At 74.0% G+C, this 23,124-nt stretch carries 25 protein-coding genes; 17 read left to right on the forward strand and 8 right to left on the reverse strand.

All coding sequences use genetic code 11. The annotated features are described in order from the left end of the window. Positions 1 to 88 precede the first annotated feature (88 nt). The 8 genes from DFJ69_RS01250 (at position 89) to DFJ69_RS01285 (ending at position 5,538) form a co-directional block, all read left to right on the forward strand. The gene (locus DFJ69_RS01250; protein WP_116020763.1) at positions 89 to 823 is read left to right on the forward strand and encodes a hypothetical protein; all 735 of its coding nucleotides are present in this window, start codon (positions 89 to 91) and stop codon (positions 821 to 823) included. 10 nt (positions 824 to 833) lie between these two features. Then, positions 834 to 1,400: a MauE/DoxX family redox-associated membrane protein gene (locus DFJ69_RS01255; protein WP_116020764.1), complete on the forward strand. Its 567-nt coding sequence runs from the start codon at positions 834 to 836 to the stop codon at positions 1,398 to 1,400. Next, the gene (locus DFJ69_RS01260; protein WP_116020765.1) at positions 1,390 to 1,920 is read left to right on the forward strand and encodes a thioredoxin domain-containing protein; all 531 of its coding nucleotides are present in this window, start codon (positions 1,390 to 1,392) and stop codon (positions 1,918 to 1,920) included. Before DFJ69_RS01255 ends, DFJ69_RS01260 begins: the two co-directional genes overlap by 11 nt. Further along, positions 1,917 to 2,480: a hypothetical protein gene (locus DFJ69_RS01265; protein ID WP_116020766.1), complete on the forward strand. Its 564-nt coding sequence runs from the start codon at positions 1,917 to 1,919 to the stop codon at positions 2,478 to 2,480. The genes DFJ69_RS01260 and DFJ69_RS01265 overlap by 4 nt, the downstream gene beginning before the upstream one ends. Continuing rightward, positions 2,471 to 2,638, forward strand: a complete 168-nt coding sequence (locus tag DFJ69_RS01270) for a hypothetical protein (RefSeq protein WP_211328474.1) — start codon at positions 2,471 to 2,473, stop codon at positions 2,636 to 2,638. The genes DFJ69_RS01265 and DFJ69_RS01270 overlap by 10 nt, the downstream gene beginning before the upstream one ends. 21 nt (positions 2,639 to 2,659) lie before the next feature. Next, entirely contained in the window at positions 2,660 to 3,223 is a 564-nt protein-coding gene (locus DFJ69_RS01275) for a hypothetical protein (RefSeq protein WP_116026311.1), read from the forward strand. Positions 3,224 to 3,339: 116 nt separating this feature from the next. After that, positions 3,340 to 4,347 carry a lysylphosphatidylglycerol synthase transmembrane domain-containing protein gene (locus DFJ69_RS01280; protein WP_170177499.1) on the forward strand — a complete coding sequence of 336 codons (1,008 nt, stop codon included), beginning with the start codon at positions 3,340 to 3,342 and terminating at the stop codon, positions 4,345 to 4,347. A 54-nt stretch (positions 4,348 to 4,401) separates the two neighbouring features. Beyond that, positions 4,402 to 5,538 (forward strand): VOC family protein, encoded by a 1,137-nt coding sequence (locus tag DFJ69_RS01285; RefSeq protein WP_116020769.1) that lies wholly within the window; start codon positions 4,402 to 4,404, stop codon positions 5,536 to 5,538. Here DFJ69_RS01285 and DFJ69_RS01290 read toward each other — a convergent pair. After that, on the reverse strand, positions 5,520 to 6,104 hold the full coding sequence (locus DFJ69_RS01290; protein WP_116020770.1) for an SACE_7040 family transcriptional regulator: 585 nt from the start codon (positions 6,102 to 6,104) through the stop codon (positions 5,520 to 5,522). The genes DFJ69_RS01285 and DFJ69_RS01290 overlap by 19 nt on opposite strands. A gap of 79 nt (positions 6,105 to 6,183) precedes the next feature. Between DFJ69_RS01290 and DFJ69_RS01295 the strand changes: the two genes are divergently transcribed. Genes DFJ69_RS01295 through DFJ69_RS01310 form a run of 4 tightly spaced genes read left to right on the forward strand, consistent with a single transcriptional unit; the run spans position 6,184 to position 11,867 of the window. Continuing rightward, entirely contained in the window at positions 6,184 to 7,776 is a 1,593-nt protein-coding gene (locus tag DFJ69_RS01295; protein ID WP_116020771.1) for a carboxyl transferase domain-containing protein, read from the forward strand. A 7-nt stretch (positions 7,777 to 7,783) separates the two neighbouring features. Next, positions 7,784 to 9,796 (forward strand): acetyl/propionyl/methylcrotonyl-CoA carboxylase subunit alpha, encoded by a 2,013-nt coding sequence (locus DFJ69_RS01300; protein ID WP_116020772.1) that lies wholly within the window; start codon positions 7,784 to 7,786, stop codon positions 9,794 to 9,796. Further along, positions 9,793 to 10,725: a hydroxymethylglutaryl-CoA lyase gene (locus DFJ69_RS01305; protein ID WP_116020773.1), complete on the forward strand. Its 933-nt coding sequence runs from the start codon at positions 9,793 to 9,795 to the stop codon at positions 10,723 to 10,725. Before DFJ69_RS01300 ends, DFJ69_RS01305 begins: the two co-directional genes overlap by 4 nt. Then, a complete protein-coding gene (locus tag DFJ69_RS01310; protein WP_116020774.1) occupies positions 10,722 to 11,867 on the forward strand; it encodes an acyl-CoA dehydrogenase family protein in 1,146 nt (381 codons plus the stop codon). The genes DFJ69_RS01305 and DFJ69_RS01310 overlap by 4 nt, the downstream gene beginning before the upstream one ends. Before the next feature lie 13 nt (positions 11,868 to 11,880). Here DFJ69_RS01310 and DFJ69_RS01315 read toward each other — a convergent pair whose 3' ends face one another. Continuing rightward, positions 11,881 to 12,369: a hypothetical protein gene (locus DFJ69_RS01315; RefSeq protein WP_245973916.1), complete on the reverse strand. Its 489-nt coding sequence runs from the start codon at positions 12,367 to 12,369 to the stop codon at positions 11,881 to 11,883. A gap of 409 nt (positions 12,370 to 12,778) precedes the next feature. Here DFJ69_RS01315 and DFJ69_RS01320 point away from each other — a divergent pair, with 409 nt between their 5' ends. From DFJ69_RS01320 to mtnA, 3 genes are all read left to right on the forward strand, one after another. Beyond that, positions 12,779 to 13,252 carry a MarR family winged helix-turn-helix transcriptional regulator gene (locus DFJ69_RS01320; RefSeq protein ID WP_170177500.1) on the forward strand — a complete coding sequence of 158 codons (474 nt, stop codon included), beginning with the start codon at positions 12,779 to 12,781 and terminating at the stop codon, positions 13,250 to 13,252. Continuing rightward, positions 13,249 to 14,784, forward strand: coding sequence for a DHA2 family efflux MFS transporter permease subunit (locus DFJ69_RS01325; protein ID WP_116020776.1), 1,536 nt, complete (start codon positions 13,249 to 13,251; stop codon positions 14,782 to 14,784). The genes DFJ69_RS01320 and DFJ69_RS01325 overlap by 4 nt, the downstream gene beginning before the upstream one ends. A gap of 93 nt (positions 14,785 to 14,877) precedes the next feature. Beyond that, positions 14,878 to 15,897, forward strand: a complete 1,020-nt coding sequence (gene mtnA, locus DFJ69_RS01330; RefSeq protein ID WP_116020777.1) for an S-methyl-5-thioribose-1-phosphate isomerase — start codon at positions 14,878 to 14,880, stop codon at positions 15,895 to 15,897. A 15-nt stretch (positions 15,898 to 15,912) separates the two neighbouring features. On the opposite strand, the gene DFJ69_RS01335 is transcribed toward mtnA, so the two are convergent. Next, a complete protein-coding gene (locus DFJ69_RS01335) occupies positions 15,913 to 16,809 on the reverse strand; it encodes a helix-turn-helix domain-containing protein (protein WP_116026313.1) in 897 nt (298 codons plus the stop codon). A 212-nt stretch (positions 16,810 to 17,021) separates the two neighbouring features. After that, positions 17,022 to 17,252, reverse strand: a complete 231-nt coding sequence (locus tag DFJ69_RS01340) for a DUF397 domain-containing protein (protein ID WP_116020778.1) — start codon at positions 17,250 to 17,252, stop codon at positions 17,022 to 17,024. A 146-nt stretch (positions 17,253 to 17,398) separates the two neighbouring features. Between DFJ69_RS01340 and DFJ69_RS01345 the strand changes: the two genes are divergently transcribed. Beyond that, the gene (locus DFJ69_RS01345) at positions 17,399 to 17,947 is read left to right on the forward strand and encodes an ATP-binding protein (RefSeq protein ID WP_116020779.1); all 549 of its coding nucleotides are present in this window, start codon (positions 17,399 to 17,401) and stop codon (positions 17,945 to 17,947) included. Positions 17,948 to 18,059: 112 nt separating this feature from the next. Here DFJ69_RS01345 and DFJ69_RS01350 read toward each other — a convergent pair whose 3' ends face one another. Together DFJ69_RS01350 and DFJ69_RS01355 are read right to left on the reverse strand one after the other, a co-directional pair. Further along, the gene (locus tag DFJ69_RS01350; protein ID WP_116020780.1) at positions 18,060 to 19,472 is read right to left on the reverse strand and encodes an alpha,alpha-trehalose-phosphate synthase (UDP-forming); all 1,413 of its coding nucleotides are present in this window, start codon (positions 19,470 to 19,472) and stop codon (positions 18,060 to 18,062) included. Further along, positions 19,469 to 20,194 carry a PCRF domain-containing protein gene (locus DFJ69_RS01355; protein WP_170177501.1) on the reverse strand — a complete coding sequence of 242 codons (726 nt, stop codon included), beginning with the start codon at positions 20,192 to 20,194 and terminating at the stop codon, positions 19,469 to 19,471. The genes DFJ69_RS01350 and DFJ69_RS01355 overlap by 4 nt, the downstream gene beginning before the upstream one ends. A 34-nt stretch (positions 20,195 to 20,228) precedes the next feature. Here DFJ69_RS01355 and DFJ69_RS01360 point away from each other — a divergent pair, with 34 nt between their 5' ends. Beyond that, positions 20,229 to 21,335 (forward strand): FAD-binding protein, encoded by a 1,107-nt coding sequence (locus tag DFJ69_RS01360; protein WP_170177502.1) that lies wholly within the window; start codon positions 20,229 to 20,231, stop codon positions 21,333 to 21,335. Here DFJ69_RS01360 and DFJ69_RS01365 read toward each other — a convergent pair. Together DFJ69_RS01365 and DFJ69_RS01370 are read right to left on the reverse strand one after the other, a co-directional pair. Beyond that, positions 21,320 to 21,964: a response regulator transcription factor gene (locus DFJ69_RS01365; protein WP_170177503.1), complete on the reverse strand. Its 645-nt coding sequence runs from the start codon at positions 21,962 to 21,964 to the stop codon at positions 21,320 to 21,322. The genes DFJ69_RS01360 and DFJ69_RS01365 overlap by 16 nt on opposite strands. Further along, positions 21,955 to 23,124: a sensor histidine kinase gene (locus DFJ69_RS01370; RefSeq protein ID WP_342769831.1), complete on the reverse strand. Its 1,170-nt coding sequence runs from the start codon at positions 23,122 to 23,124 to the stop codon at positions 21,955 to 21,957. Before DFJ69_RS01370 ends, DFJ69_RS01365 begins: the two co-directional genes overlap by 10 nt.

The following is a 23,124-nucleotide window of genomic DNA, read 5'->3' on the forward strand; positions in this document are numbered from 1 at the left end:
CTTCCTGGCCGTATATGGCCCGGCCTCTGTTTCGGCGGCCGAAGAGGTGGTTATGATCATGCCTGATTCCTGGTAGAGAGGTCGCCCGATGGCCGTGGGACAGGTGCGGAAGATCGCCCACCGGACGCTGGACGGGACGCTGATCACTCTGGCCGGCCCGCTCGATCTGGCCCGCCCGTACTCGTCGGTGCTCCGGCTGAGCTTCGTGCGGCGGCTGCACGAACTGACCGCGGTGGACCGCGCGTTCGGGGACGACTGGGCCCGCAGCGTGGGCGTGCAGCGCCTGACCGAGGAGTTCCGCCTCCAGGGCGGACGGCTGCGGGTGGGCGAGTCCCGGATCCGCGACGAGAGCCTGCGGGACTTCCCCGAGCACCGCCACAAGACGATCACCGAACGGGTGCTGGCCGCGGTCTGGGAGGGCCGCCGGCACTCGGTGTGCGCCCACCTTTACCACGCGGAGCCGGCCGACGCGATCCGGCTGTTCGACGCGCTGCGGATCACCGAGCATCCCGAGGGCATCGCGCTGGCCCCCCGCCGGGGCCGGGGCGCCGCGGTCGCCGAGACCGCCACGATCGCCAAGGACGTCCCGGGTCTGGGCCTGCTGGAGGTGGCCCCGCTCAACCGGGAGACCTCGCGGCGGCTGCCCCGTTGGAACGGTACGAGGCTCGCCACCGGGGAGCTGTTCCGCGACACCCATGACGACGGCGGCACCTACTTCGTCATGGCGACGCCGAGCGCGGTCGTCACCGTGCTGCCCGACGAGGCCGAGGTCCGCGCCGCCCCGACCCGCCTGAACGGGCTCACCGTCCGGGCCACCGGATAGGGGGCCCGGGGTGATCGAGGCGCTGGTGGGCGTGGCCGCCGGGACGGTGGCGCTGATCCTGCTGATCGCCTGCGTCGAGCACCTGCTCGCCCCGCGCTCGCTGCCGTCGGCGCTGGCCGCCCACGCCACGGTGCCGCGCGGGCTGACCCGTCCGCTCGCCGCCGCCGTCACCGCCCTGGAGGGGCTGCTGGCGGTGGGGCTCGTGACGGCGGTCGCGACCGGGGCCGGGCGGGGGCCGCTGACGGGCCTGCTGGTCGCGGCGGGCGTGCTGCTCACCGCGTACGCGGCCTACACCCACCGGCTGCTGCGCGCCTCCCACGGGCGTCGGGTGCCGTGCGGATGCTCGCGCGCGGACACCCCCGTCAGCGGTTGGGTGGTGCTGCGGGCGGCCGTCCCCGCCGTGCTGGCCCTGGCGGCGGCGGTGCGGGCGGACGCGATCACGGCGCCGGCGGAGTCCGCCGCCCGGTTCGCGGAGGCGTCGATCGCGGGGGCCGTCTTCGCCGTGCTCCTGTGGGTGCTGCCCGAGGCGATGATCGACCCGGGGGCCGCTCGGAGGGAGGGGCGACATGGGGTTTGAGACGACGGTGCTGTTGCTGACCTGGGCGGCGATCGCCCTGCTGGCGTTCGTGGTGGCGGGCATGGTGCGCCGGGTCCACCATCTGAGCACCGGTGTGCGGGCGGCCGATCTCGGGCCCGCGCCGGGCGCGGCGGCCCCGGAGTTCGACCGGTTCGCAGCGGGCGCGTCCGATCCGGCGCTGCTGCTGTTCCTGGACGGGGAGTGCGGCGTGTGCCCGCAGGTCCTGGCGGAGCTTCGGGAGCTGCTGGACGAGCCGGGCCGGTCGCTGCCGGTCGCCGCGCTGTTCCCCGGCGAGGCCCTGGAGGCGGGGCACGAGGGTGTCCGGGTCTTCGCCGACGAGGCGGACGTGTTCGAGAGGTACCGGGTGCCGGCGGTGCCGTTCGCGGTGTTCGTCGACCCGGCGGGCCGGGTGCGGACCGCACGCCCGGTCGGGTCCGCCGGCGCGCTGCGGGACCTGCTGGAGACGGTGGCGGGGCCGGCGCAGTCGCCGCCCACGACGGTGAACGGAGGCCGGTCGTGAACGAGCCCGAGGCGGTCGTGGAGGAGATCGCGCTGGAGGACGTCGCGCCGTTGCGCGGCCCGCTCCCGGAGGGCGGGCGGCGGCGGGCGCGGCGGTCGATCCCGCGCGGGGCGTTCCGGCCCTCGCGCCGGTCCGTCCTCGGCGGGGTGGCGACGGCCGGGTTCGGCCTCGGAATGGCGGCGCTGGGCGTCTTCCCGGCCGCGCGGCAGGCCCGGGCGGACGACGACTACTACCGGATCAAGAGACTGCCTTGCCCGTCGTACGCGGCCGGGCACGACTGCAGCCCCGGCTGCGGGCCGAGTCAGGTCTGCGCGGGCTGCTGTCGCACCTCGGGGCCGCGCAAGGGCTTCCACCACTCCAGCGTGTCGAAGCCGAACCACAAGCTGCGCCCGGACCGGTGCTTCGGCGGGTGGGCCGACGGGTGGCTGTGGCGGTTCGGGGCGCGCTGCGGCACCTGCCGCAACTCCCGGACCTACCGCTGTCACGACGGCTGGCGCAGGACCAGCCGGTCCAGTCCCTACTACCGGACCATCTGCCGGTGGACGACGGCGTGCCGGTAGCCCCGGCGGGGCGGGCGCGGGAGGCCCTGGCCGAGCCGCTGCTCGCGGTGACGGCCCTGGCGATGCTGGCCACGGCCGCCGCCGCGCAGGACGCGGTCGTGCTGGGCTGGGCGTCGATCGGGGCCCTGGCCGGCTACTCGCTGTCCGGATCGGTTTGAACGCACAACAGCAACGCCGTGTTGTTCTCGCCAGGTTGGCGGGCCTCGACCGGGCAGGGCGGAGTCCTTGCCCTCTTCACGGCGGGACTGCTCCTCGGGGGCGTCCTGTCGGCCTTCGCGCTGTGGCTGCTGTCCGGGCTCGCCGAGCCGATCCCGGAGGACGGGCGCGCGCTCGCGATCCTCGCCGTCGCGCTGGCCGGGCTGCTCCGCGAGTTCGGCGTGCTGCCGTTGCGGCTGCCGCAGAACGCCCGACAGATCCCGATCGACGTGCTGCAGGCCCGGCCGCGGCTCGGCACGGTGCGGTTCGGCTTCGAGCTGGGCACGGGGGTGCGCACGTACGTCACGTCGTCCGTGCCGTACGTGGTCGCGCCGGCGCTGCTGCTGTCGCACCCGGATCTCGCGGTGGTCGTGGCGGCCGGCCTCGGGTTCGGCGCGGGTCGGGCGGTGACGGCGGCGGTGAGCCTGTGGAGCCGTGACGCGGACTGGAACGTCCGGGCGGCGTCGCGGATGCCGTGGCTGCCCCGCGTGGCGGCCGTCGGGGTCGCGGCGGCGTTGCTGCTGGTCTCGCCCCTGATGCCCGGCTGACCTGCGTTCACCGGCCGCGCCGCCGGACGCCAAGTCATGGCCTCGCGTTCGCCGGGCGGGCAGCGGGCGGACGCACGGCGGTCAACCTGCTGCGGGACATATGGCGTGTGGAGTCCGTGCTGCCCGCGACACACCCCGCGACGATCCCCCGAGTCCGCCGGCGTCGGTGGGCCCTGGGCGCCGCGGTCGTGGCCGCGCTCGCGCTCGTCGTGGCGATCACCGGAACGGCCGGGCACGTCAGGGCCTGCTTCGCGGCGTTGGCGGACGTGCACTGGGCGTTCCTCGTGGCCCTCGGGGTGCTGTCGGCCCTGCACTACGTGCTCGCGGGCATCACGCTCCGGGCGGTCGCCGAGGTCGCGACACCCCTCGGCGAGACCATCCTCGTGCAGTTCACGGCGGCCGCCGCGAACCGCCTCACCCCGAGCGGGCTCGGGGCCGCCGCCGTCAACACCCGCTATCTGGTGTGCCGCGGGACGGACACCGTGCGGGCGGTCACGTCGGTGGCGGTGATGCAGGTGATGGGCGCGGTGGCCGACCTGCTGCTCCTGCTGGCGATCGCCGCGCTGAGCCCGGGGAGCGGGGGGACGCTGGGGCTGCTGGCCTCGCGGGCGGTCGAGGCGGCGGGTGCGCTGCCCGTCGCGCCGGCCCTGGCGCTGGTGGCGGTCGTCGCCGTGATCGCCCTGGTGTGCGGGGGCCGGGTGCTGCGGTCGCGGGCGGCGGCGCACGCCCTCGCGCGCGTCCTCGCCGGATGCGCGGGGCTGCTGCGGCGTCCCGGGGACCTGTGCCTGACCCTGCTGGCCTCGGCGGCGACGACGCTGGTGATGGCCGTCGCCCTCGCCGTCGCCACGCTGGCCGTGCCCGGCACCGGGGTCGCGCCCGCCGACCTGTGGATCATCGTCACCGCTTACATGATCGGGTCCGCCGCCGGCTCCGCGCTGCCGTCCCCGGGAGGGGTGGGCGGCACCGAGGCGGCGCTGGTGGCGACGCTCACCGCGGTCGGCGTCGCGGCGGGCCCGGCCCTGCACGCCGTGCTGCTGTTCCGTGCCCTCACCTATTGGGCCCCGGTCCCGTTCGGCGCGGTGGCGGCGCGGCGACTGTCGCCGATGACTGAACGAGGGATCTGAGGGGACTTCGTCGGAGAATCGGATGCGCCGCCGGAACCGACTGGAGGAGCCGAGATGACGACGAGCCCGACGACCGAGCCGACACTGCACACGGTCAACGCCCACCTGGCGGTCGACGACGGGCGGCGGGCGCTGGAGTGGTACCCGGAGGCGCTCGGGGCCCGGCTGGTGGGCGAGCCCACGATCATGGACGACGGCCGGGTCGGGCACGCGGAGCTGGCCCTGGGCGACTCGGTGTTCATGCTCGCCGACGAGTGGCCCGAGCTGGACCTGGTGGGGCCGCGCGCCCGGGGCGGCGCGAGCGTGTCGCTCTACCTGCGGGTGCCGGACGCGGACGCGGCCGTGGCCCGCGCGGTGGAGCGGGGCGCGGAGCTGGAACGCCCGGTCGACGACGCCCCCCACGGCCGCAACGGGGTGATCAAGGACCCGTTCGGCCACCGCTGGATGGTCGTCACCCCGACCGTCGAGCCCGCCGCGTCCCCGCGGAGGCTGCGGCGGGGCGACGTCGGCTACGTCTCGCTGTGGGTGCCGGACGTCGAGCGCGCCGCCGCGTTCTACCAGGCGGTGCTGGGTTGGCGTTACCAGGCGGGGAGCACCGAGCAGGGCCGCCGGGTGGAGGGCCTGTCACAGCCCGTGGGCCTGTGGGGCGGTCGGGAGCACCGCACGCTGTTCACCTGTTTCGCGGTGGACGACGTGGGCTCCGCCGTCCGTCGGATCCGGGACGCGGGCGGCCGTGCGGAGGAGCCGCACCGGGAGCCGTACGGGCTGCTCGCGACGTGCGAGGACGACCAGGGTCTGCCGTTCGCGGTGTTCGAGCCGGTGGGCGACGCGACGGCGCCCGGAAGCCCGGGGAACGGCGAGATCTCCTACCTGACCTTCGAGGTCCCCGACTCGGCGCGGTTCCGGGCGTTCTTCGGCGCGGTCCTCGGCTGGGAGTTCGTGCGCGGCACCGTCGAGGACGGTTGGGAGGCCCGGATCGGGAACGAGCAGGTCCGCTACATGGTCGGCATGCACGGCGGCCACGAGCGCTCCGCCGTCGTGCCGATGTACGCCGTCGACGACATCGACGTGGCGGTCGCCAACGTCAGGGCGGCGGGCGGCACGGCCACCGACCCGGAGCGACGGTCGTACGGGACGAGCTCGTACTGCACCGACGACCAGGGATCGGCCTTCTATCTCGGTCGACACTGAGCCGCGCGGTCGAGGGCGGCGGCGGCCATGGCGTGCAGCAGGCCCGCCATCGCGGCCCGGTCGAGGGCGCCGGCGCTGTGCGGCGTGGAGTTGAGCAGCCCGAACACGGCGTGGACGGCGGCGCGGGCCCGTTCCTCCGGCACGGTGTGGAGGCGGCGCAGGACCCCGACCCACTCCTCGACGTAGGCGCGCTGGGCGCGGCGGATCTCGTGGCGCTGCGGCTCGGGCACGTTGTCCAGTTCCCGCTCGTGCACGGTGATCAGCGCCCGGTTGGCCAGGGCGAAGTCGATGTGCCAGCGCAGCAGCGCGTCCAGGGCCTCGGCCGGGTCGGGCGCGGCGGCGCGCCGGGCCCCCTCGGCGAGCAGCCGGCGGCTGATGTCGAGCAGGATCTCGGCGAGCACGGCGTCCTTGGCCGGGAAGTGCCGGTAGAGGGCGGGGCCGGTGAGGCCCACGGCCCGGCCGAGGTCGCCGATCGACACGCCGTGGTAGCCGTGGCGGGCGAACAGCTCCGCGGCGGCGTTGACGATCTCCGCCCGGCGGGTGGGGGTCCCGGTGGCCTCCGTCATGGGAGAAGTGTAGACGAGAGGCGTTAACGTTCATTAACATCGCGCTTGTTAACGTTCGTTAACTCAGCGGGGGGCGACGATGACGGGACCGGTGGCGGACACCGCGGGCGAGGCGTTCGCGCGCAACGTCGAGGTGAACCGGTCGCTGGCCGCCGCATTGCGCGAACGGACCGCGCGGGCGGCGCTCGGCGGGCCCGAGCGTTCCCGGCAGCGGCACGTGGCGCGCGGCAAGCTGCTCCCCCGCGACCGGGTGGACGGCCTGCTCGACCCGGGCTCGCCGTTCCTGGAGCTGTCCCCGCTGGCGGCGTACGGCATGTACGACGACGCCGCCCCGGGCGCGGGTGTCATCACCGGCATCGGGCGGATCTCCGGGCGCGAGTGCGTGATCGTCGCCAACGACGCCACCGTCAAGGGCGGCACCTACTACCCCATCTCGGTCAAGAAGCACCTGCGGGCCCAAGAGGTCGCCCTCCACAACCGGCTGCCGTGCGTCTACCTGGTCGACTCCGGGGGGGCCTTCCTGCCCGAGCAGGACGAGGTCTTCCCCGACCGCGAGCACTTCGGCCGCATCTTCTTCAACCAGGCGAACATGTCGCGGCAGGGCATCGCGCAGATCGCCGCCGTGCTGGGGTCGTGCACGGCGGGGGGCGCCTACGTGCCCGCGATGAGCGACGAGGCCGTGATCGTGCGCGGCCAGGGCACCATCTTCCTGGGCGGCCCCCCGCTGGTGAAGGCCGCCACCGGCGAGGTCGTCACCGCCGAGGAGCTGGGCGGCGGCGAGCTGCACGCCCGGACGTCGGGCGTCACCGACCACCTCGCCGAGGACGACGCGCACGCGCTGCGGATCGTCCGCGACATCGTCGCCACCCTCGGTCCCCGTGAGCCCCGGCCCTGGGACGTCGCGCCGCCCGAGGAGCCGGCCGCCGACCCCGAGGAGCTGTACGGCGTCGTCCCGGCCGACCCGCGCACCCCCTACGACGTGCGCGAGGTGATCTCCCGCGTCGTGGACGGCAGCCGCTTCCAGGAGTTCAAGCGCGAGTACGGGGCCACGCTGGTCACCGGGTTCGCCCGGATCCACGGGCATCCGGTCGGGATCGTGGCCAACAACGGCATCCTGTTCGCCGAGTCGGCGCTGAAGGGCGCGCACTTCGTCGAGTTGTGCGACCGGCGTTCGATCCCGCTGGTGTTCCTGCAGAACATCACCGGGTTCATGGTGGGCCGTCGGTACGAGGCGGGCGGGATCGCCAAGCACGGAGCGAAGATGGTCACCGCCGTGGCCTGCGCGCGGGTCCCCAAGTTCACCGTGGTCATCGGCGGGTCGTTCGGCGCGGGCAACTACGCGATGTGCGGCCGGGCGTACTCGCCGCGCTTCCTGTGGATGTGGCCGAACGCGCGGGTGTCGGTGATGGGCGGCGAGCAGGCCGCCTCGGTGCTGTCGACGGTCCGCCGCGACCAGCTCGGCGACTCCTGGTCCCCCGAGGACGAGGAGGCGTTCAAGGAGCCGATCCGCGAGCAGTACGAACGGCAGGGCAACCCGTACTACTCCACGGCCCGGCTGTGGGACGACGGGGTGATCGACCCGCTGGACACCCGGCGGGTGCTGGGGCTGGCGCTGTCGGTCGCCGCCAACGCGCCGCTGGAGCCGGTGGGCTACGGCGTCTTCCGGATGTGAGGGGCCGATGTTCGAGACCGTCCTGATCGCCAACCGCGGCGAGATCGCCGTCCGGATCGCCCGCACGCTGCGGCGGCTCGGGGTGCGCTCGGTGGCCGTGCACACCGCCGCCGACGCGGATGCCCGCCACGTGCGGGAGGCCGACGAGGCCGTGGAGATCCCGGGTTACCTCGACATCGACGCGGTCATGAGGGCCGCTCGGGCGACCGAGGCCGAGGCCGTCCATCCGGGGTACGGATTCCTCGCCGAGAACACCGCGTTCGCCGCCGCCTGCGCCGACGCCGGGCTGGTGTTCGTCGGGCCGCCCGCGTCGGCGATCGAGACGATGGGCGACAAGATCCGCGCCAAGCGCACGGTCGCGGCGGCGGGTGTCCCCGTGGTGCCGGGCCGCGACGAGGCCGGGCTGTCGGACGCCGAACTGGCCGAGGCGGCCCGCGAGATCGGCCTGCCCGTCCTGATCAAGCCGTCGGCCGGCGGCGGCGGCAAGGGCATGCGGCTGGTCCGCGACGAGGTGGACCTGCCGGAGGCGATCGCCGCGGCGCGCCGTGAGGCGCGCGGGGCCTTCGGCGACGACACCCTGCTGATCGAACGGTTCGTCGCCAACCCCCGGCACATCGAGGTGCAGGTCTTCGCCGACGCGCACGGCAACACCGTCCATCTCGGCGAGCGCGAGTGCTCCCTGCAGCGCCGCCATCAGAAGATCGTCGAGGAGGCCCCGTCGCCGCTGCTGGACGCGGAGGCCCGCGAGCGCATGGGCGCGGCGGCGGTCGCGGCGGCCCGCGCGGTCGGCTACACGGGCGCGGGCACGGTCGAGTACATCGTCTCGGCGGACCGTCCCGACGAGTACCACTTCATGGAGATGAACACCCGGCTCCAGGTCGAGCACCCCGTCACCGAGCTGATCACCGGCCTGGACCTGGTCGAACTCCAGCTCCGGGTGGCCGCCGGCGAGCCGCTGCCGTTCACCCAGGAGGACGTCGAGCAGCGCGGCCACGCCGTCGAGGCCCGCGTGTACGCCGAGGACCCGGCACGGGGCTTCCTTCCCACGGGCGGTCGCGTCCTGGCGCTGCGCGAGCCGGAGGGCCCGGACGTGCGGATCGACTCCGGGGTGGCCGAGGGCGGCGACGTCGGCAGCTCCTATGACCCGATGCTGGCCAAGGTGATCGCCTGGGGCCCCGACCGCGCCACCGCCCTGCGCCGCCTCGACCGGGCGCTGGCGTCGTACACGCTGCTCGGCGTGCCGTCCAACGTGGCGTTCCTGCGGGCGCTGCTCGGCCACCCGGACGTGGTGGCGGGCCGCCTCGACACGGGCCTGGTGGAGCGGTCGCTCGACGGGCTGCTCCCGGCGGGCGTCCCCGCCGAGGTGCTCGCCGCCGCCGCGTTGGAACGGGTGCTCGCATTGGAGACCGACCACGCCGACGGTGCTCGCCGGGGGTCACACCCGCCGAACTCCGGTGTCCGGGACCCTTGGGCCATCCCCGATGGCTGGCGGCTCGGCGGGAGGGCTTGGACGCCGTGGATCATCACCCCGGCGGGCGGCGACCCCGTGGAGGTCCGTGTCCGGGGTCTGGCCTCCGCCGCCGAGGTCTCCGTGGACGGCGCCGAGCCCGTTCCGGCGTCGCTGACCCGCGACGACGGCCTGCTGCACCTGCGCTTCGACGGCCGGACCCGCTCGTACGAGTGCGCCCGTGACGGCGACACGGTGTGGCTGGGGCGCGACGGGCACACGTGGGCGCTGACCGAGCACGTCCGGGGCGAGCACGCCGGAACGGGCGCGGCGGGCGCCGCCGACGGCGTGTTGCGCAGCCCCATGCCGGGCACGGTGCTGGCGGTGAAGGCGGCCGAGGGCGACCGCGTCGTCGAGGGGCAGCCGCTGGTGGTGGTCGAGGCGATGAAGATGGAGCACACCGTGACCGCCCCCGTCGACGGCGTCCTGACCAGAATCGCCGTCGCCCCCGGGGCCGGTGTCGCGCTCGACGCCGTGCTCGCCGAGATCACTCCGGAGGAGGCCGCGTCATGACCGTGGTGCCGTGGGAGGGCCTGCCGGAGCGGGTGACGATCTACGAGGTCGGGCCGCGCGACGGGCTGCAGAACGAGAAGGCGATCGTCCCGGTCGCCGACAAGGCCGAGTTCATCGCCCGACTCGTCGCGGCCGGGCTGCGCACGGTGGAGGCCACGAGCCTCGTCCACCCGAAGTGGGTGCCGCAGCTCGCCGACGCCGAGGATCTGCTCGCCGTCCTGCCCCGCGCGGAGGGCGTCCGGCTCCCCGTCCTGGTGCCGAACGAACGGGGCCTGGACCGGGCGCTGGCGTCGGGCATCTCCGAGATCGCCGTGTTCGGGAGCGCCACCGAGACGTTCGCCCGACGGAACCTGAACCGGACCGTGGCCGAGTCGCTGGAGATGTTCGCGCCGGTCGTCGCCCGGGCCCGCGAGAACGGGCTGTGGGTGCGCGCCTACGTGTCCATGTGCTTCGGCGACCCGTGGGAGGGCGACGTCCCCGTCGAGCGGGTGGTGGCGGTCGCGACCCGGCTGATGGATCTGGGGTGCGACGAGCTGAGTCTCGGCGACACGATCGGCGTCGGCACACCCGGCCACGTCACCGCCCTGATCGGCGCGCTGATCGAGGCCGGGGTGGGTGTCGACCGGCTCGCCGTCCACTTCCACGACACCTACGGGCAGGCGCTGTCCAACACGCTGGCCGCGCTCCGCGCCGGGGTGACCACGGTGGACGCCTCGGCGGGCGGCCTCGGCGGCTGCCCGTACGCCGAGAGCGCCACCGGCAACCTCGCCACCGAGGACCTGGTCTGGATGCTCGACGGGCTGGGCGTCGAGACCGGGGTGGACCTGCCCGCGCTGGTGGAGACCAGCCGCTGGATGGCCGGCCGCCTGGGCCGCCCCAGCCCGTCCCGCGTCGTCCAGGCACTGAGCCGAGGGGGTCCCCGAACATGATCGACTTCACGTTGTCTCCGGAGCACGAGGAGCTGCGCCGCTCCGTGGAGCGGTTCGCCCGCGAGGTGGTCGCCCCGGTCATCGGCGACCTGTACGAGCGGGGCGAGTTCCCGTACGAGATCGTCGCGCAGATGGGGAGGATGGGCCTGTTCGGGCTGCCGTTCCCCGAGGAGCACGGCGGCATGGGCGGCGACTACTTCGCGCTGTGCCTGGCCCTGGAGGAGCTGGCCCGGGTCGACTCCTCGGTGGCGGTCACGCTGGAGGCCGGGGTCTCGCTGGGCGCGATGCCGATCTTCCGGTACGGCACCGAGGAGCAGCGGCGGCGGTGGCTGCCGGCGCTGTGCGCGGGCGAGCGACTGGCGGCGTTCGGGCTGACCGAGCCCGGCGGCGGCTCGGACGTGCCCGGCGGCATGCGGACCACCGCCCGACTGGAGGACGGCCACTGGGTGATCAACGGCTCCAAGTCGTTCATCACCAACGCGGGCACGGACGTGACCGCGTTCACCACGGTGACCGCGCTGACCGGCGACCGCGAGATCTCCACGATCATCGTCCCGAACGGGACGCCCGGCTTCACCGTCGGCCGCAAGTACTCCAAGGTCGGCTGGTCGGCGTCCGACACCCGGGAGCTGTCGTTCGACGACGTGCGGGTGCCGGAGGAGAACCTCGTCGGCGGGCGCGGCCGGGGCTATGCGCAGTTCCTGCGGATCCTGGACGAGGGCCGGATCGCGCTGGCGGCCCTGTCGGTGGGCCTGGCCCAGGGCTGCGTGGACGAGAGCCTGCGGTACGTCCGCGAGCGCGAGGCGTTCGGTCGGGCGATCGGCGAGTACCAGGCCATCCAGTTCAAGGTCGCCGACATGGAGGTGCGCGCCCACACGGCCCGGCTGGCCTACTACGCGGCGGCGGCGCGGATGCTGGCGGGCGAGTCGTTCAAGAAGGAGGCGTCGATCGCCAAGCTGGTGGCGTCCAACGCCGCGATGGACAACGCCCGGGACGCCACCCAGATCTTCGGCGGCTACGGCTTCATGAACGAGTACGCGGTGGGCCGGTTCTACCGCGACGCCAAGATCCTGGAAGTCGGGGAGGGCACCTCCGAGGTGCAGCGCATGTTGATCGCGCGCGCCCTGGGGATGCCCTCCTGACCCGTCATGGGCCTCAGCCGTGGCGGCGGCGCCGGATCGCGTAGGCGACGGTGACCGCCGCCAGCAGCGGCCCCCAGGCGACCAGCGGGACGTAGCAGGCCCACAGGATCACGGCCTTGGCCCCCTGCGGCATCTCCGGGTCGGGGTCGGAGCCCCAACCGACCCCCAGCAGGGGCGTCCAGAGGGCCGTCAGCGCGAGCGCTCCCAGCGACGCCGGGACGATGGCCGCCCACGGACGGATGGCCCGACCGCCGATGAACGGCATCCAACGCGGCGCGACCTCGCCCCAAGGGCGGACGAGCCCGATGGTCAGAAAGGCGAACGCCTCCGACACCACCGTCAACGCGATCACGTAGAGCAGCCACCACCGGGAGGCGTTGTCGGGATCCAGGGAGCCGGTGAAGCCCGCGGGCAGGCCGAGGCCGAACAGGATCCGCCAGATGCCGGACGGCAGCACGCACCACAGCGTCGCCTGCGCCGCCCACTCGGCCCACCGCGGCACCGGCCCCATGGTGGGCGCGGGCCCGGGCGGCGCGACCCGACACGTCACCGCGGTCATCGGGCGCCCGTCACGATCATCGAGAGGGCGATCACGGCGGTGAGGAGCACGATCACCGCCGCCTTCTTCTGCACTGCCTTGGGCACGAGGCCTCCTGGTCTCCGGGAGCGGACGACCTCATGCTCGACCGGCGCGGGGTCCGATCGCCTCACCCCGGGGTGGTGCCCGACTCCCCCACGAGAGGGGTTTTCGTCCCGGCCACGTCCGCGCACCGGAAATGTCAGACCCTGTCGTTACACTTCCGACCTGCGAGTTCCGCCCGCCGTGCGCCGTCCGGCGCGGGTCGGCGTGGGACCCGAATCACAGAAAAATGAATAGATCTCTTGGTTGCACGGCGGATAAGTTTGCGGCCGTGCAAACGACCTCCTCGGTGGATCGCCTCGCCGACGGGCTGCTCGACCTCATGACGTACGTGACGAAGTCCGCACAGGGCGGAATTCTTCGCGACGTCAGGGAGTTGGAGCTCTCGTTGTCCCAGGTGCGCACGCTGTTCCTGGTGGACCGGGCTCCCAGCCCCCCGGCCCTCCACGAGCTGGCGGCGGAGCTGGGACTGTCCATGGCCTCCGCCGGGCGCGCCGCCGACGCGCTGGTCCGCCACTCCCTGGCGGAACGGCACGAAGACGCGTCCGACCGCCGTGTGAAACGGATCACGCTCACCGCCGCGGGCCGTGACGTGCTGGCCCGGCTGCACGCCGCGCGCCGGGACGATCTGCGGCGCTTCGCGGAGACGCTGACCGAGGAGGAACGTACGGGGCTGGTGAACGCGCTGGCCCCCATCCTGAACCGCCCGGACGTCCGGGCCCTGACGATAGGAACGCACTGTTGAAGTCATCCGCTCCCCCGGAGGTGACCGCGCCACCCGGCGGCGGTGAGCCCGAAGGACTCGACAAGAGCGTCTGGGCGACCGCCGCCGTGGTGGTGCTGGGCGCGGTCATGGCGATCCTCGACGTCACCGTCGTCAACGTCGCCATCCCCGAGCTCACCAAGGAGTTCGACGCCCAACTGTCGCAGATCCAGTGGATCGCGACCGGGTACACGCTGGCGCTGGCCACGGTGATCCCGGTGACGGGCTGGGCCTGCGCCCGGTTCGGCACCAAGCGGCTGTACATGGTGTCGCTGCTGCTGTTCGCGATCGGCTCGGCGCTGGCCGGCATGGCCTGGTCGGCCGAGTCCCTGATCGCCTTCCGGGTGCTGCAGGGCCTGGGCGGCGGCATGATCATGCCCGCCGGCATGACGATCCTGACCCAGAAGGCCGGGCCCACCAGGGTCGGCCAGGTGATGGCCGTGGTCGGCATCCCGATGCTGCTCGGCCCGATCGGCGGTCCGATCCTGGGCGGCTGGCTGGTCGACGACGTGTCGTGGCGCTGGATCTTCTACATCAACGTGCCGATCGGCGCCGTCGCGCTGTTCATGGCGTGGAAGATCCTGGAACGCGACACCCCCCAGCCGACCGAGAAGCTGGACCTGCTGGGGCTGGCCTTCCTGTCCCCCGGTCTGGCCTCGCTGATCTACGGTCTGGCCACCGGCGCCGAGAAGGGCTCGTTCGGCTCGAGCTCGGTGCTGATCACCACCATCGCGGGCGTGCTGCTGGTGGGCGCGTTCGTGGTGCGCGCGCTCAAGGCCGAGAACCCGCTGATCGATCTGCGGCTGTTCCGCCGCCGCTCGGTGGCGGCGGCCTCGCTGACCATGCTGCTGTTCGCCATCGCGTTCTTCGGCTCGATGCTGCTGGTGCCGCTGTACTTCCAGGTGGTGCGGGGCGAGACGGCGCTGACCACCGGTCTGCTGCTGATCCCGCAGGGCCTCGGCGCGATGGTGACCATGCCGGTCGGCGGCAAGCTGACCGACAAGGTCGGTCCGGGACGGGTCGTGCTGGTCGGTCTCACGCTGATCGTCCTCGGCACGTTCGGCCTGACCCAGATCGAGGCCGACACCTCCTACTGGCTGCTGGGCGTCGAGTTCTTCGTGATGGGGCTCGGCATGGGCGCGACCATGATGCCGACGATGTCGGCGGCGCTGCAGAGCCTGGGCCACGACGAGGTGCCCCGGGCCAGCACGGCGCTGAACATCATCCAGCAGGTGGGCGGCTCCATCGGCACCGCCGCGATCTCGATCCTGCTGACCACCGCGATGAAGGACCGGCTGCCGGCCGGCGGCGGTGACGGCGGAGGCGGCATCGGCGGACTGCTGGAGCTGTCCCCGGCGCAGATCGCCCCGCTGCTGCCCCCGATGGCGGCGTCGTTCGCCGAGACGTACTGGTGGGCCGTCGGCCTGATGGCGCTGGCGTTCCTGCCCGCGCTGTTCCTGCCGCGGCACAAGCCCGCCGCCGCCTCGGTCGACGCGCCGATGCCCATGCACTGACGGGCGTCCTCGCGTGACGGGAACGCGGCCGGCGATCACGCCGGCCGCGTTCTCCGCGTCCGGGCCCGTCCCGGGCGTGTCTAGGCTGGGCGGGTGGACGAGGAACTGCGGGCGATCGCGTGGACGGGCGACACGCTCACGCTGATCGACCAGACCGTGCTGCCGGACCGGCTGGAGCACCTGGAGGTCCGCGAGGTGGACGTCCTGGTGGACGCCGTCCGGCGGCTGGTGGTCCGCGGCGCCCCGGCGCTCGGCGTGGCGGGCGCGTACGGGGTCGTCCTCGCGATGCTCCAGGCGGGCCGCGAGGGCTGGGACCGGGCGACCCTGGAGGCGGCGGTCGACCGCGTCCGGGAGGCCCGCCCCACCGCCGTCAACCTGGCCGTCGGGGTCGACCGCGTCCGCCCCCTCATCGATGCCGGCGTCGAGGCGGCGGCGGCCGAGGCCGGGCGGGTGCTGGAGGAGGACGTGGCGGCGAACCGGGCGCTCGGGGCGCACGGCGCGGATTGGATCCTGGCCCGGGTCGCCCGGCGTCCCCTGCGGATCCTCACGCACTGCAACGCCGGCGCGCTGGCGACCGCCGGCTGGGGCACCGCGCTGGGCGTCGTCCGCGAGCTGCACGCCCGAGGGCTGGTGGAGACGGTGTACGTCGACGAGACCCGACCGCTGCTGCAGGGGTCCCGGCTGACCGCCTGGGAGCTGGCGCGCGAGGGCGTGCCGCACCGCGTGCAGATCGACGGGGCCGCGCCGAGCACCGTGCTGCGGGGCCTGGTGGACGTGGCGATCGTCGGCGCCGACCGGATCGCGGCCAACGGCGACACGGCCAACAAGATCGGCACCGTGGGCGTGGCGCTGGCCTGCGCCGACGCGGGGATCCCGTTCGTGGTGGCGGCCCCGTGGAGCACCGTGGACCGGGCCACGGCCACCGGCGCGGACATCCCGATCGAGCTGCGCGACGACGCCGAGGTCCTCGGCCGGCAGGGCTCCCGGACGGCGCCGGCGGCCTCGCGGGGCTTCAACCCGGCCTTCGACGTGACCCCGGCCCGGCTGGTCGACGCGCTGGTCACCGAGTCGGGGGTGCTGGAGCCCGCCCGCGGTCGCGTCCCCGGGGCCTGACACCCACGGGCGTGGTCACATCTCGGCGAGGACGCGCTCGATGGTCGCGGCCGTCCGGGCGGCCGGGTCGGCGTCCGCGCACAGGCGCTCCATCACCGCGAGATAGCGCTCGACGTCGGAGGCCTTGTCCATGTACAGGGCGCTGGTGAGCTGCTCCAGATAGACGATGTCGGGCATCTCGTCCTCGGCGAACCGCAGGATGCTGAACGCCCCGCCCGCCGCGGCGTGCCCGCCGTGGGCGAACGGCACCACCTGGAGCGTGACGTCGGGCAGCGAGCACGCCTCGATCAGGCGTCGCAGTTGGGCGCGCATCACCGCGCGACCGCCGAGCGGACGGCACAGCGCCGCCTCGTCCATCACGGCCCACAACCGGGGGCCGTCGTCGCCGGAGAGCACCCGCTGGCGCGCCATCCGCACGTCCACGCGGCGTTCGATCTCCACGTCGCCGGCGCCCGGGTGGCCGAGCCTGGCCACCGCGCGGGCGTAGTCGCGGGTCTGCAGCAGCCCCGGCACGAACTGCACCTCGTAGGCGCGGATCAGCTCGGCGTCCTGCTCGAGGCCGACGTAGGTCTGGAACCAGTGCGGCAGCACGTCGGAGTACCGATGCCACCAGCCGGGCCGGTTGGCCCGAGCGGCCAGCGCCAGGAGGGCCGCCCGGCGTGGGTCGGCCTCGTCGGCGAGGCCGTAGGCGGCGAGCAGGTCGGCGATGTCGCGCCGCTTGAAGGAGACCTTGCCCAGCTCCAGCCGGCTGATCTTGGACTCGGACCCGCGGATGCGCTCGCCGGCCGCCTCCCGGGACAGCCCGGAGTCCTCGCGGAGTCGCCGGAGCTCGGCCCCCAGCATGATGCGCAGCGCGGTGGGCCCCCCGCCCGCCTGCTCGCCCGGATCACGACGCGGCTCCGCAATGATCATGACCACTCCCCGGTCGACCTCGGACCGCAAGTATTTCACCACCAAGCGTCACCGCACAGGAGGATCGACGGCACCGGCACGAAACCGCCGATCCCCCCGCGCGGCGACCGCGCGCTCACAACACGCTCACGACGCGTTCGCGAGGTGCTCGCGACGGGCTCGCGACGACGGGCGAACGGGGAGCCCGGGTCGCGACGTCACCCGTCGCGGTGTCAGGCGATCAGGTGGTCGAAGTCGCCGTCCTTGGCGCCCCCGACGAACGCCTCGATCTCCTCTCTGGTGTAGACGAGCACCGGACCCTGCGGGTACCGGGAGTTTCGGACAGCAATATCCCCAGTGGGAAGCTGGGCCATTTCCACACAGTTGCCGCTCGGGTTGCTCCGGCGGCTCTTCTGCCAGACCAGCTCGCGCGCAGCGGTGGATGACAGGCTGACGTCGTACATACTCTCGCCCCCTTGGACAGAGCCCCACCCCGGGCCTACTGTACTGAATGCACGTGCATCCGTTCTTGCAGACGCGCTTGCACCTGCACAACATCGGGAGCAAGATAGCGAACACAGGCCACCGACAGCCTCTGGGGTTTATCGCGATGATCCTTGACCAGGCAGACGACGCCACCGACACGACCGCCAGGGAAGGGCGGCGGCACTGGTGGCTGTCCGCGCTGGACCAGTCCCCCCGGCCGCCCGGCCATTGGCCGACGCCGCCCTCCGGCAGCCCCCGCACCGCGCGGGTCGTGCTGCGCACGGAGGCCGGCTCGCCCAAGGCCGCGCGCGACTTCACCGCGCGCACGCTCGGCGACTGGGCGCTCCTCGACCGGTCCGAGGACGTCACCATGGTCGTCTCCGAGCTGGTGACGAACGCGGTGCGCTACGGGCTGGACGGGCTCCCGCCGGCGGCGCAACTGTGCCCCGTGCAGCTCGCGCTGTTCGGGCACGCCCGCCGGCTGGTGGTGGTGGTCACCGACCCGAGCGACCACATCCCGCGCGCGGCCGGCGCCGAGGCGGACCGGTTCAGCGAGAGCGGCCGCGGCCTCACGGTCGTGGAGGCGCTCAGCAGCGCCTGGGGCTGGGCGCCGCTGACCAGCGGGGGCAAGGCCGTCTGGGCCGCCTTCGAGCTGCGCCGCCCCCAGGTCTGACACGGCGGGCCGGGCGCGGCGTCCCGGCCCTCGGGGCTCGGCGGCTCAGCGGCTCAGCCCGCCGACGGCCGGTCGTCCCTCCCACCGGACACGGGGACCCGGCCCTCGGGGCTCAGCGCGCCGACGGCTGGTCGGGGTGCTGCGGCTCCTCCAGCGCCGTGAGGAACTCGCGGGCCCACCGGTCCACGTCGTGCTCGATCACCCGGCGGCGCATCGGCCGCATCCGGCGGCCCTGCTCGACGGGCTCGCTGCGCAGCGCGTCCATCATGGCCCGCTTCAGGCCGTTGATGTCGTAGGGGTTGACCAGGTAGGAGCGCTTGAGCTCGTCGGCCGCGCCCGCGAACTCGCTGAGCACCAGGGCCCCGCGGTGGTCGGCCCGGCAGGCGACGTACTCCTTGGCGACCAGGTTCATCCCGTCCCGCAGCGGGGTCACCACCATGACGTCCGCCGCCAGGAAGAGGGCCGCCAGCTCGTCGCGGGTGTACGAGGTGTGCAGGTAGTGCACCACCGGGAACCCCAGCTCGGCGTGCTCCCCGTTGATCCGGCCGACCTGCTGCTCGATCGCGTCGCGCAGCAGCCGGTACTGCTCGACGCGCTCCCGGCTGGGCGTGGCGATCTGCACGAACACGGCCTCGCCCGGCTTGAGGTCGCCGTCGCGGAACAGCTCGCCGAACGCCTGCAGCCGCTGGGCGATGCCCTTGGTGTAGTCGAGCCGGTCGACGCCCAGCAGCACCGTGGCGCCGTTGAGGTCCGCGCGGATCTCCTCCGAGCGCCGCCGCACCGCCGGGTCGGCGATCAGCGCGTCCAGCTCGCGGACGTCCACCGAGATCGGGAACGCGGCGGCGCGCACCGCCCGGTCGCCGACGAAGGCGAGCTGCCCGCTGGTGCGGCCGTCCAGGAGTTTTCGGGCCAGCCGCAGGAAGTTGGCGGCGGCGCCGGGCCGTTGGAAGCCGACCAGGTCCGCGCCCAGCAGCCCCTCGATGATCTGGCTCCGCCACGGCAGTTGCTGGAACAGCTCCTGCGGGGGGAACGGGATGTGCAGGAAGAACCCGATCCGCAGGTCGGGCCGCAGCTCGCGGAGCATGGCCGGGACCAGTTGGAGCTGGTAGTCCTGCACCCACACCACGGCCCCGTCGGCGGCGACCCGCGCGGCGGCCTCCGCGAAGCGCCGGTTGACGCGGACGTAGGCGTCCCAGAGCTTGCGCTCGTACACCGGCGGGGCGATCACGTCGTGGTAGAGGGGCCACAGCGTGGCGTTGGAGAAGCCCTCGTAGTAGCGCTCGACGTCCAGGGCCGACAGCGGCACCGGAACGAGCCACATGCCGTCCTCCTCGAACGGCTCCAGCTCCTCGTCGGAGGCCCCCGACCAGCCGATCCAGGCGCCCTGCCGGGACTTCATCACCGGCGCGATCGCGGTCACCAGACCCCCGGGGCTGCGCCGCCACGAGGCCGTCCCGTCCTCGCCGACGACCCGGTCGACCGGCAACCGGTTGGCCACCACCACGAACTCGCTGCGCTGCGTCACGCATCCCCTCCCGAAGAATCCATGATCACATGCCCGGAAACGGGCGGTCGAATCACCTTCGTCCCCTGTGTTCGATCATTCCGCCCACCGGCGAACAGCAGGGCCCGCACCGTCCGCACGGCGTTGTCGCGGGCCCGGTGCGGGGATCCCCGGGACACCCCCCACGCGCCGAGGCCCGTCGGCAGATGCGTCACCCGGACGGCCGTGGGCGCGTGCGGCATGCGCGTGCAGGCCGGGTCCACGCGCCAGTCCCCGTCCGCGCCCGGCGGCCGGGACAACGGGTCGGGCTCGGGAACGACGAGCACCCGCACCGCCTCCCGAGGGACGTCGGTCTCGCCCTTGAGGACGCTCCAGGGCCCGGGGCCGTCCTCTCCGCCGCAGATCGCCAGATCCGCCTGCGGGACCCCGTCCTCGGGCTCCCCGGTGAGGTGCTCGACCCGCCATCCCCGCCGCCTCGCGTCGGCCACGTAGGCCCGCACCAGGGCCGCCGCCGCGAACCGCGTGTCCGACCCCTCGCCCATCGCCGTGACGCGCAGCACGACGTCGTACGGGTCGAAGCGGTCGCGGGTGTCGTACTCGGCGGCGGTCATGGCCTCCAGGGCCGCCGCCTCGCGGCGGAGCCTGCGCGCCAGGCGGTGGTGCCGCAGCACGGCGGGATCGCGTAGTCGGTCCTCGATCAGGGCATACTCGGCCATGGCCGCCTCGTACGCCGCACCGCCCATGCCGACATCATCCCGGAACGGGAAGGCGAGACCAATGACGACCGACTTCGGCGGGCTCATCCACCGCACCCCCCACGCGACCGTGCGGCCCGCGACCGCCGGCGAGATCGCCGAGCTGCTGCGGGGATCGCCGCGCCCCGTGGTGGCGCGCGGATGCGGCCACTCCACGTACGGCCAGGCGCAGACGGACGGCGTCCTGCTCGACATGCGGGGCCTGTGCGCGGTGCACGAGGCGGGTCCGGACCGGACGGTCGTGGACGCGGGCGTGACCTGGCGAGAGGTGCTCGACGCGACGCTGCCGCTCGGCCTCACTCCCCCGGTGCTCACCGACTTCATCGACGTGACCGTCGGGGGCACCCTGTCGGCGGGCGGCATCGGCGGCACGTCCCACCGGTACGGCGTCCAGGCCGACCACGTCCTGGAGTTGGAGGTCGTCACCCCGGCGGGCGAGATCGTGCGGTGCTCGCCGGAGGAGCGGCGGCCGCTGTTCGACGCCGTCCGCGGCGGCCTGGGACGGCACGGGATCATCACCAGGGCGACGCTGCGGCTCGTTCCGGCGCCGGAGCTGGTCCGGGTCTGCCGGTTCGCGTACGCGACCGTCGGGGCGCTGCTGGACGCCCAGCGACGGACGCCGGCCGAGCACGTCGTGGGTCGGGCCAAGCGCGACCCCGCGTGGCGCTTCGAGATGATCGCGGCGCTGTACGGGGCCGGGCCCGCGCCCGCCGGGGCCTTCGAGGAACGGGAGCAGCCGTACGCCGAGTTCGTCGACCGGATGCGTCCGGACGTCGAGACCCTGATCGGGCTCGGCGAGTGGTCGCGCCCCCATCCCTGGGGCATCGTCTTCGTCCCCGCCCGTCGCGCCGTCGCCGTCATCGAGGAGACCCTCGCCGAGACGGATCCCGACCACCTGGGCCTGAGCGGCACGATCCTCGTCAGCCCGCTGTCGGTGCGGGACGTGCCCGGTCTCCCCATGCCGAAGGACCCGGTGCTGCTCGGGCTGCTGCGGACGGCCTCGCCGGGGGCCGCCTCACCGGAGGCGATGGTGGCCGCCAACCGGGCCCTGCACCGGCGCGCCCTGGCGGCGGGCGGCGCCCGCTACGCGATCGACGCGGCCCCGGCGGAGCCTCAGGAGTCCAGGTAGCGCAGCACCGCCAGGACGCGGCGGCTGAAGCCCGCGGCGCCCATCAGGCCGAGCTTGTCGAAGATGGCGTTGACGTGCTTCTCGACGGCGCTCTGCGAGACGTGCAGGTGGGCGGCGATGGAGGCGTTGGTGTGGCCCTGCGCCATGTGGCCGAGGACGTCGCGCTCGCGCGGCGTGAGCCTGCCGAGCGGGTCCGCCCGGGAGCTGCGGGCCAGCAACTGTCGCACCACCTCGGGGTCGAACGCCGCCCCGCCGGAGCCCACCCGTTCCAGCGCGTCCAGGAACTCGTCGACCTGGCCCACCCGGTCCTTGAGCAGGTAGCCGACCCCGCCCTCGTCGGCGGTGATCAGCTCGGTGGCGTACCGCTTCTCCACGTACTGCGACAGCACCAGCACCGCCACACCCGGCCACCGTCGCCGGATCTCCAGGGCCGCCCGCAGCCCCTCGTCGGTGTGCGTCGGGGGCATCCGGACGTCCACGACCGCCACGTCGGGCGGGTCGGCGGCCACCGACACCAGCAGCGCGTCGCCGTCGCCGACCGCCGCCACCACCTCGTGGCCCTCCTCGGCCAGCAGGCGCACCAGGCCCTCGCGCAGCAGGATGGAGTCCTCCGCCAGCGTCACCCGCACGGCAGCTCCGCGCTGACGACGGTGGGACCGCCGGTCGGGCTGTGCACCCGCAGCCGCCCGTCGAGGGCCGCCACCCGTCGCGCCAGCCCGGCCAGCCCGCCGCCCGCCGGGTCGGCTCCCCCGGCCCCGTCATCCTCGATCCGCACGACGAGCATTGTGCCGCGCTCCAGGATCCGGACGTTCACCCGCCCCGCGCCGGAGTGCTTGGCGGCGTTGGTGACGGCCTCGCAGACCACGAAGTAGGCGACGGTCTCGACCGGGGACGGCAGCCGCCGGTCGGGGCCGTACGCGATGGTCACCGGGACGACCGAGCGTTCGGCCACCGTCTCCAGCGCCGCGCGCAGCCCGTCGCTGTCGAGCGCCGCCGGATAGACCCGCCACGCCACCTCCCGCAGGTCCTCCAGGGCCCGCTGGGACTCCTCGTGGGCCTGGCGCATCAGCTCGGCGGACCGCTCCGGGTCGCCGGACCGGCGGGCGCGGCCGATCAGCATCGCCAGCCCGACCAGCCGCTGCTGCACCCCGTCGTGCAGGTCGCGCTCGATGCGGCGGCGCTCGTCGTTGACCGCGTCCACGACCTCGGCGCGGCTCTCCGACAGTTGGGCGATCCGGCGCTCGTACGCCTGCAGGGGGCTGGGGCCCAGGCAGCGGCGCACCAGGCGTCGCTCCAGAGCCGCGACCCCGACGAGGCCCTGCAGGTCGAGGTAGAGCAGCACCAGCCCGGCCCCCACCACGTAGGCGATCAGCCACGGCGTCGGCTCGATGCCGTCGGGGGCGCGGCCCATCATCCAGCCGCCGAAAAGGGTGACGGCGGCCCCCGCGCCGTACACCAGCAGAAGGATCAGCACCCCGCCCAGGAAGGCCACCGGCAGCCGCAGCACCAGATACGCCAGCGCCCTCAACGGCCCGTAGCCGCCCACGTCGCCGCTGCCGCCCAGGAGGGCGTCCAGCCGTCTCCGTTCGGCCTCAGCGAGCCTCAGAGCGCCGCCGGCGACCACCCGGGGCACCGTGTCCCGCCCTCGGGAGAACACGAACGCGTAGGCGCACCCCAGGGCCGCCAGGACGAGGAACACGACCTCCACCATGGCGCCCGCCGCCCCCAGGGCCAGGCCCGCCAGGCCCCGCAGGGCCGTCCCCATCAGGCCCGTGACGCGTCCGTGCAC

The sequence above is a fragment of the Thermomonospora umbrina genome (assembly GCF_003386555.1).
Classification (GTDB): Bacteria; Actinomycetota; Actinomycetes; order Streptosporangiales; family Streptosporangiaceae; genus Thermomonospora; species Thermomonospora umbrina.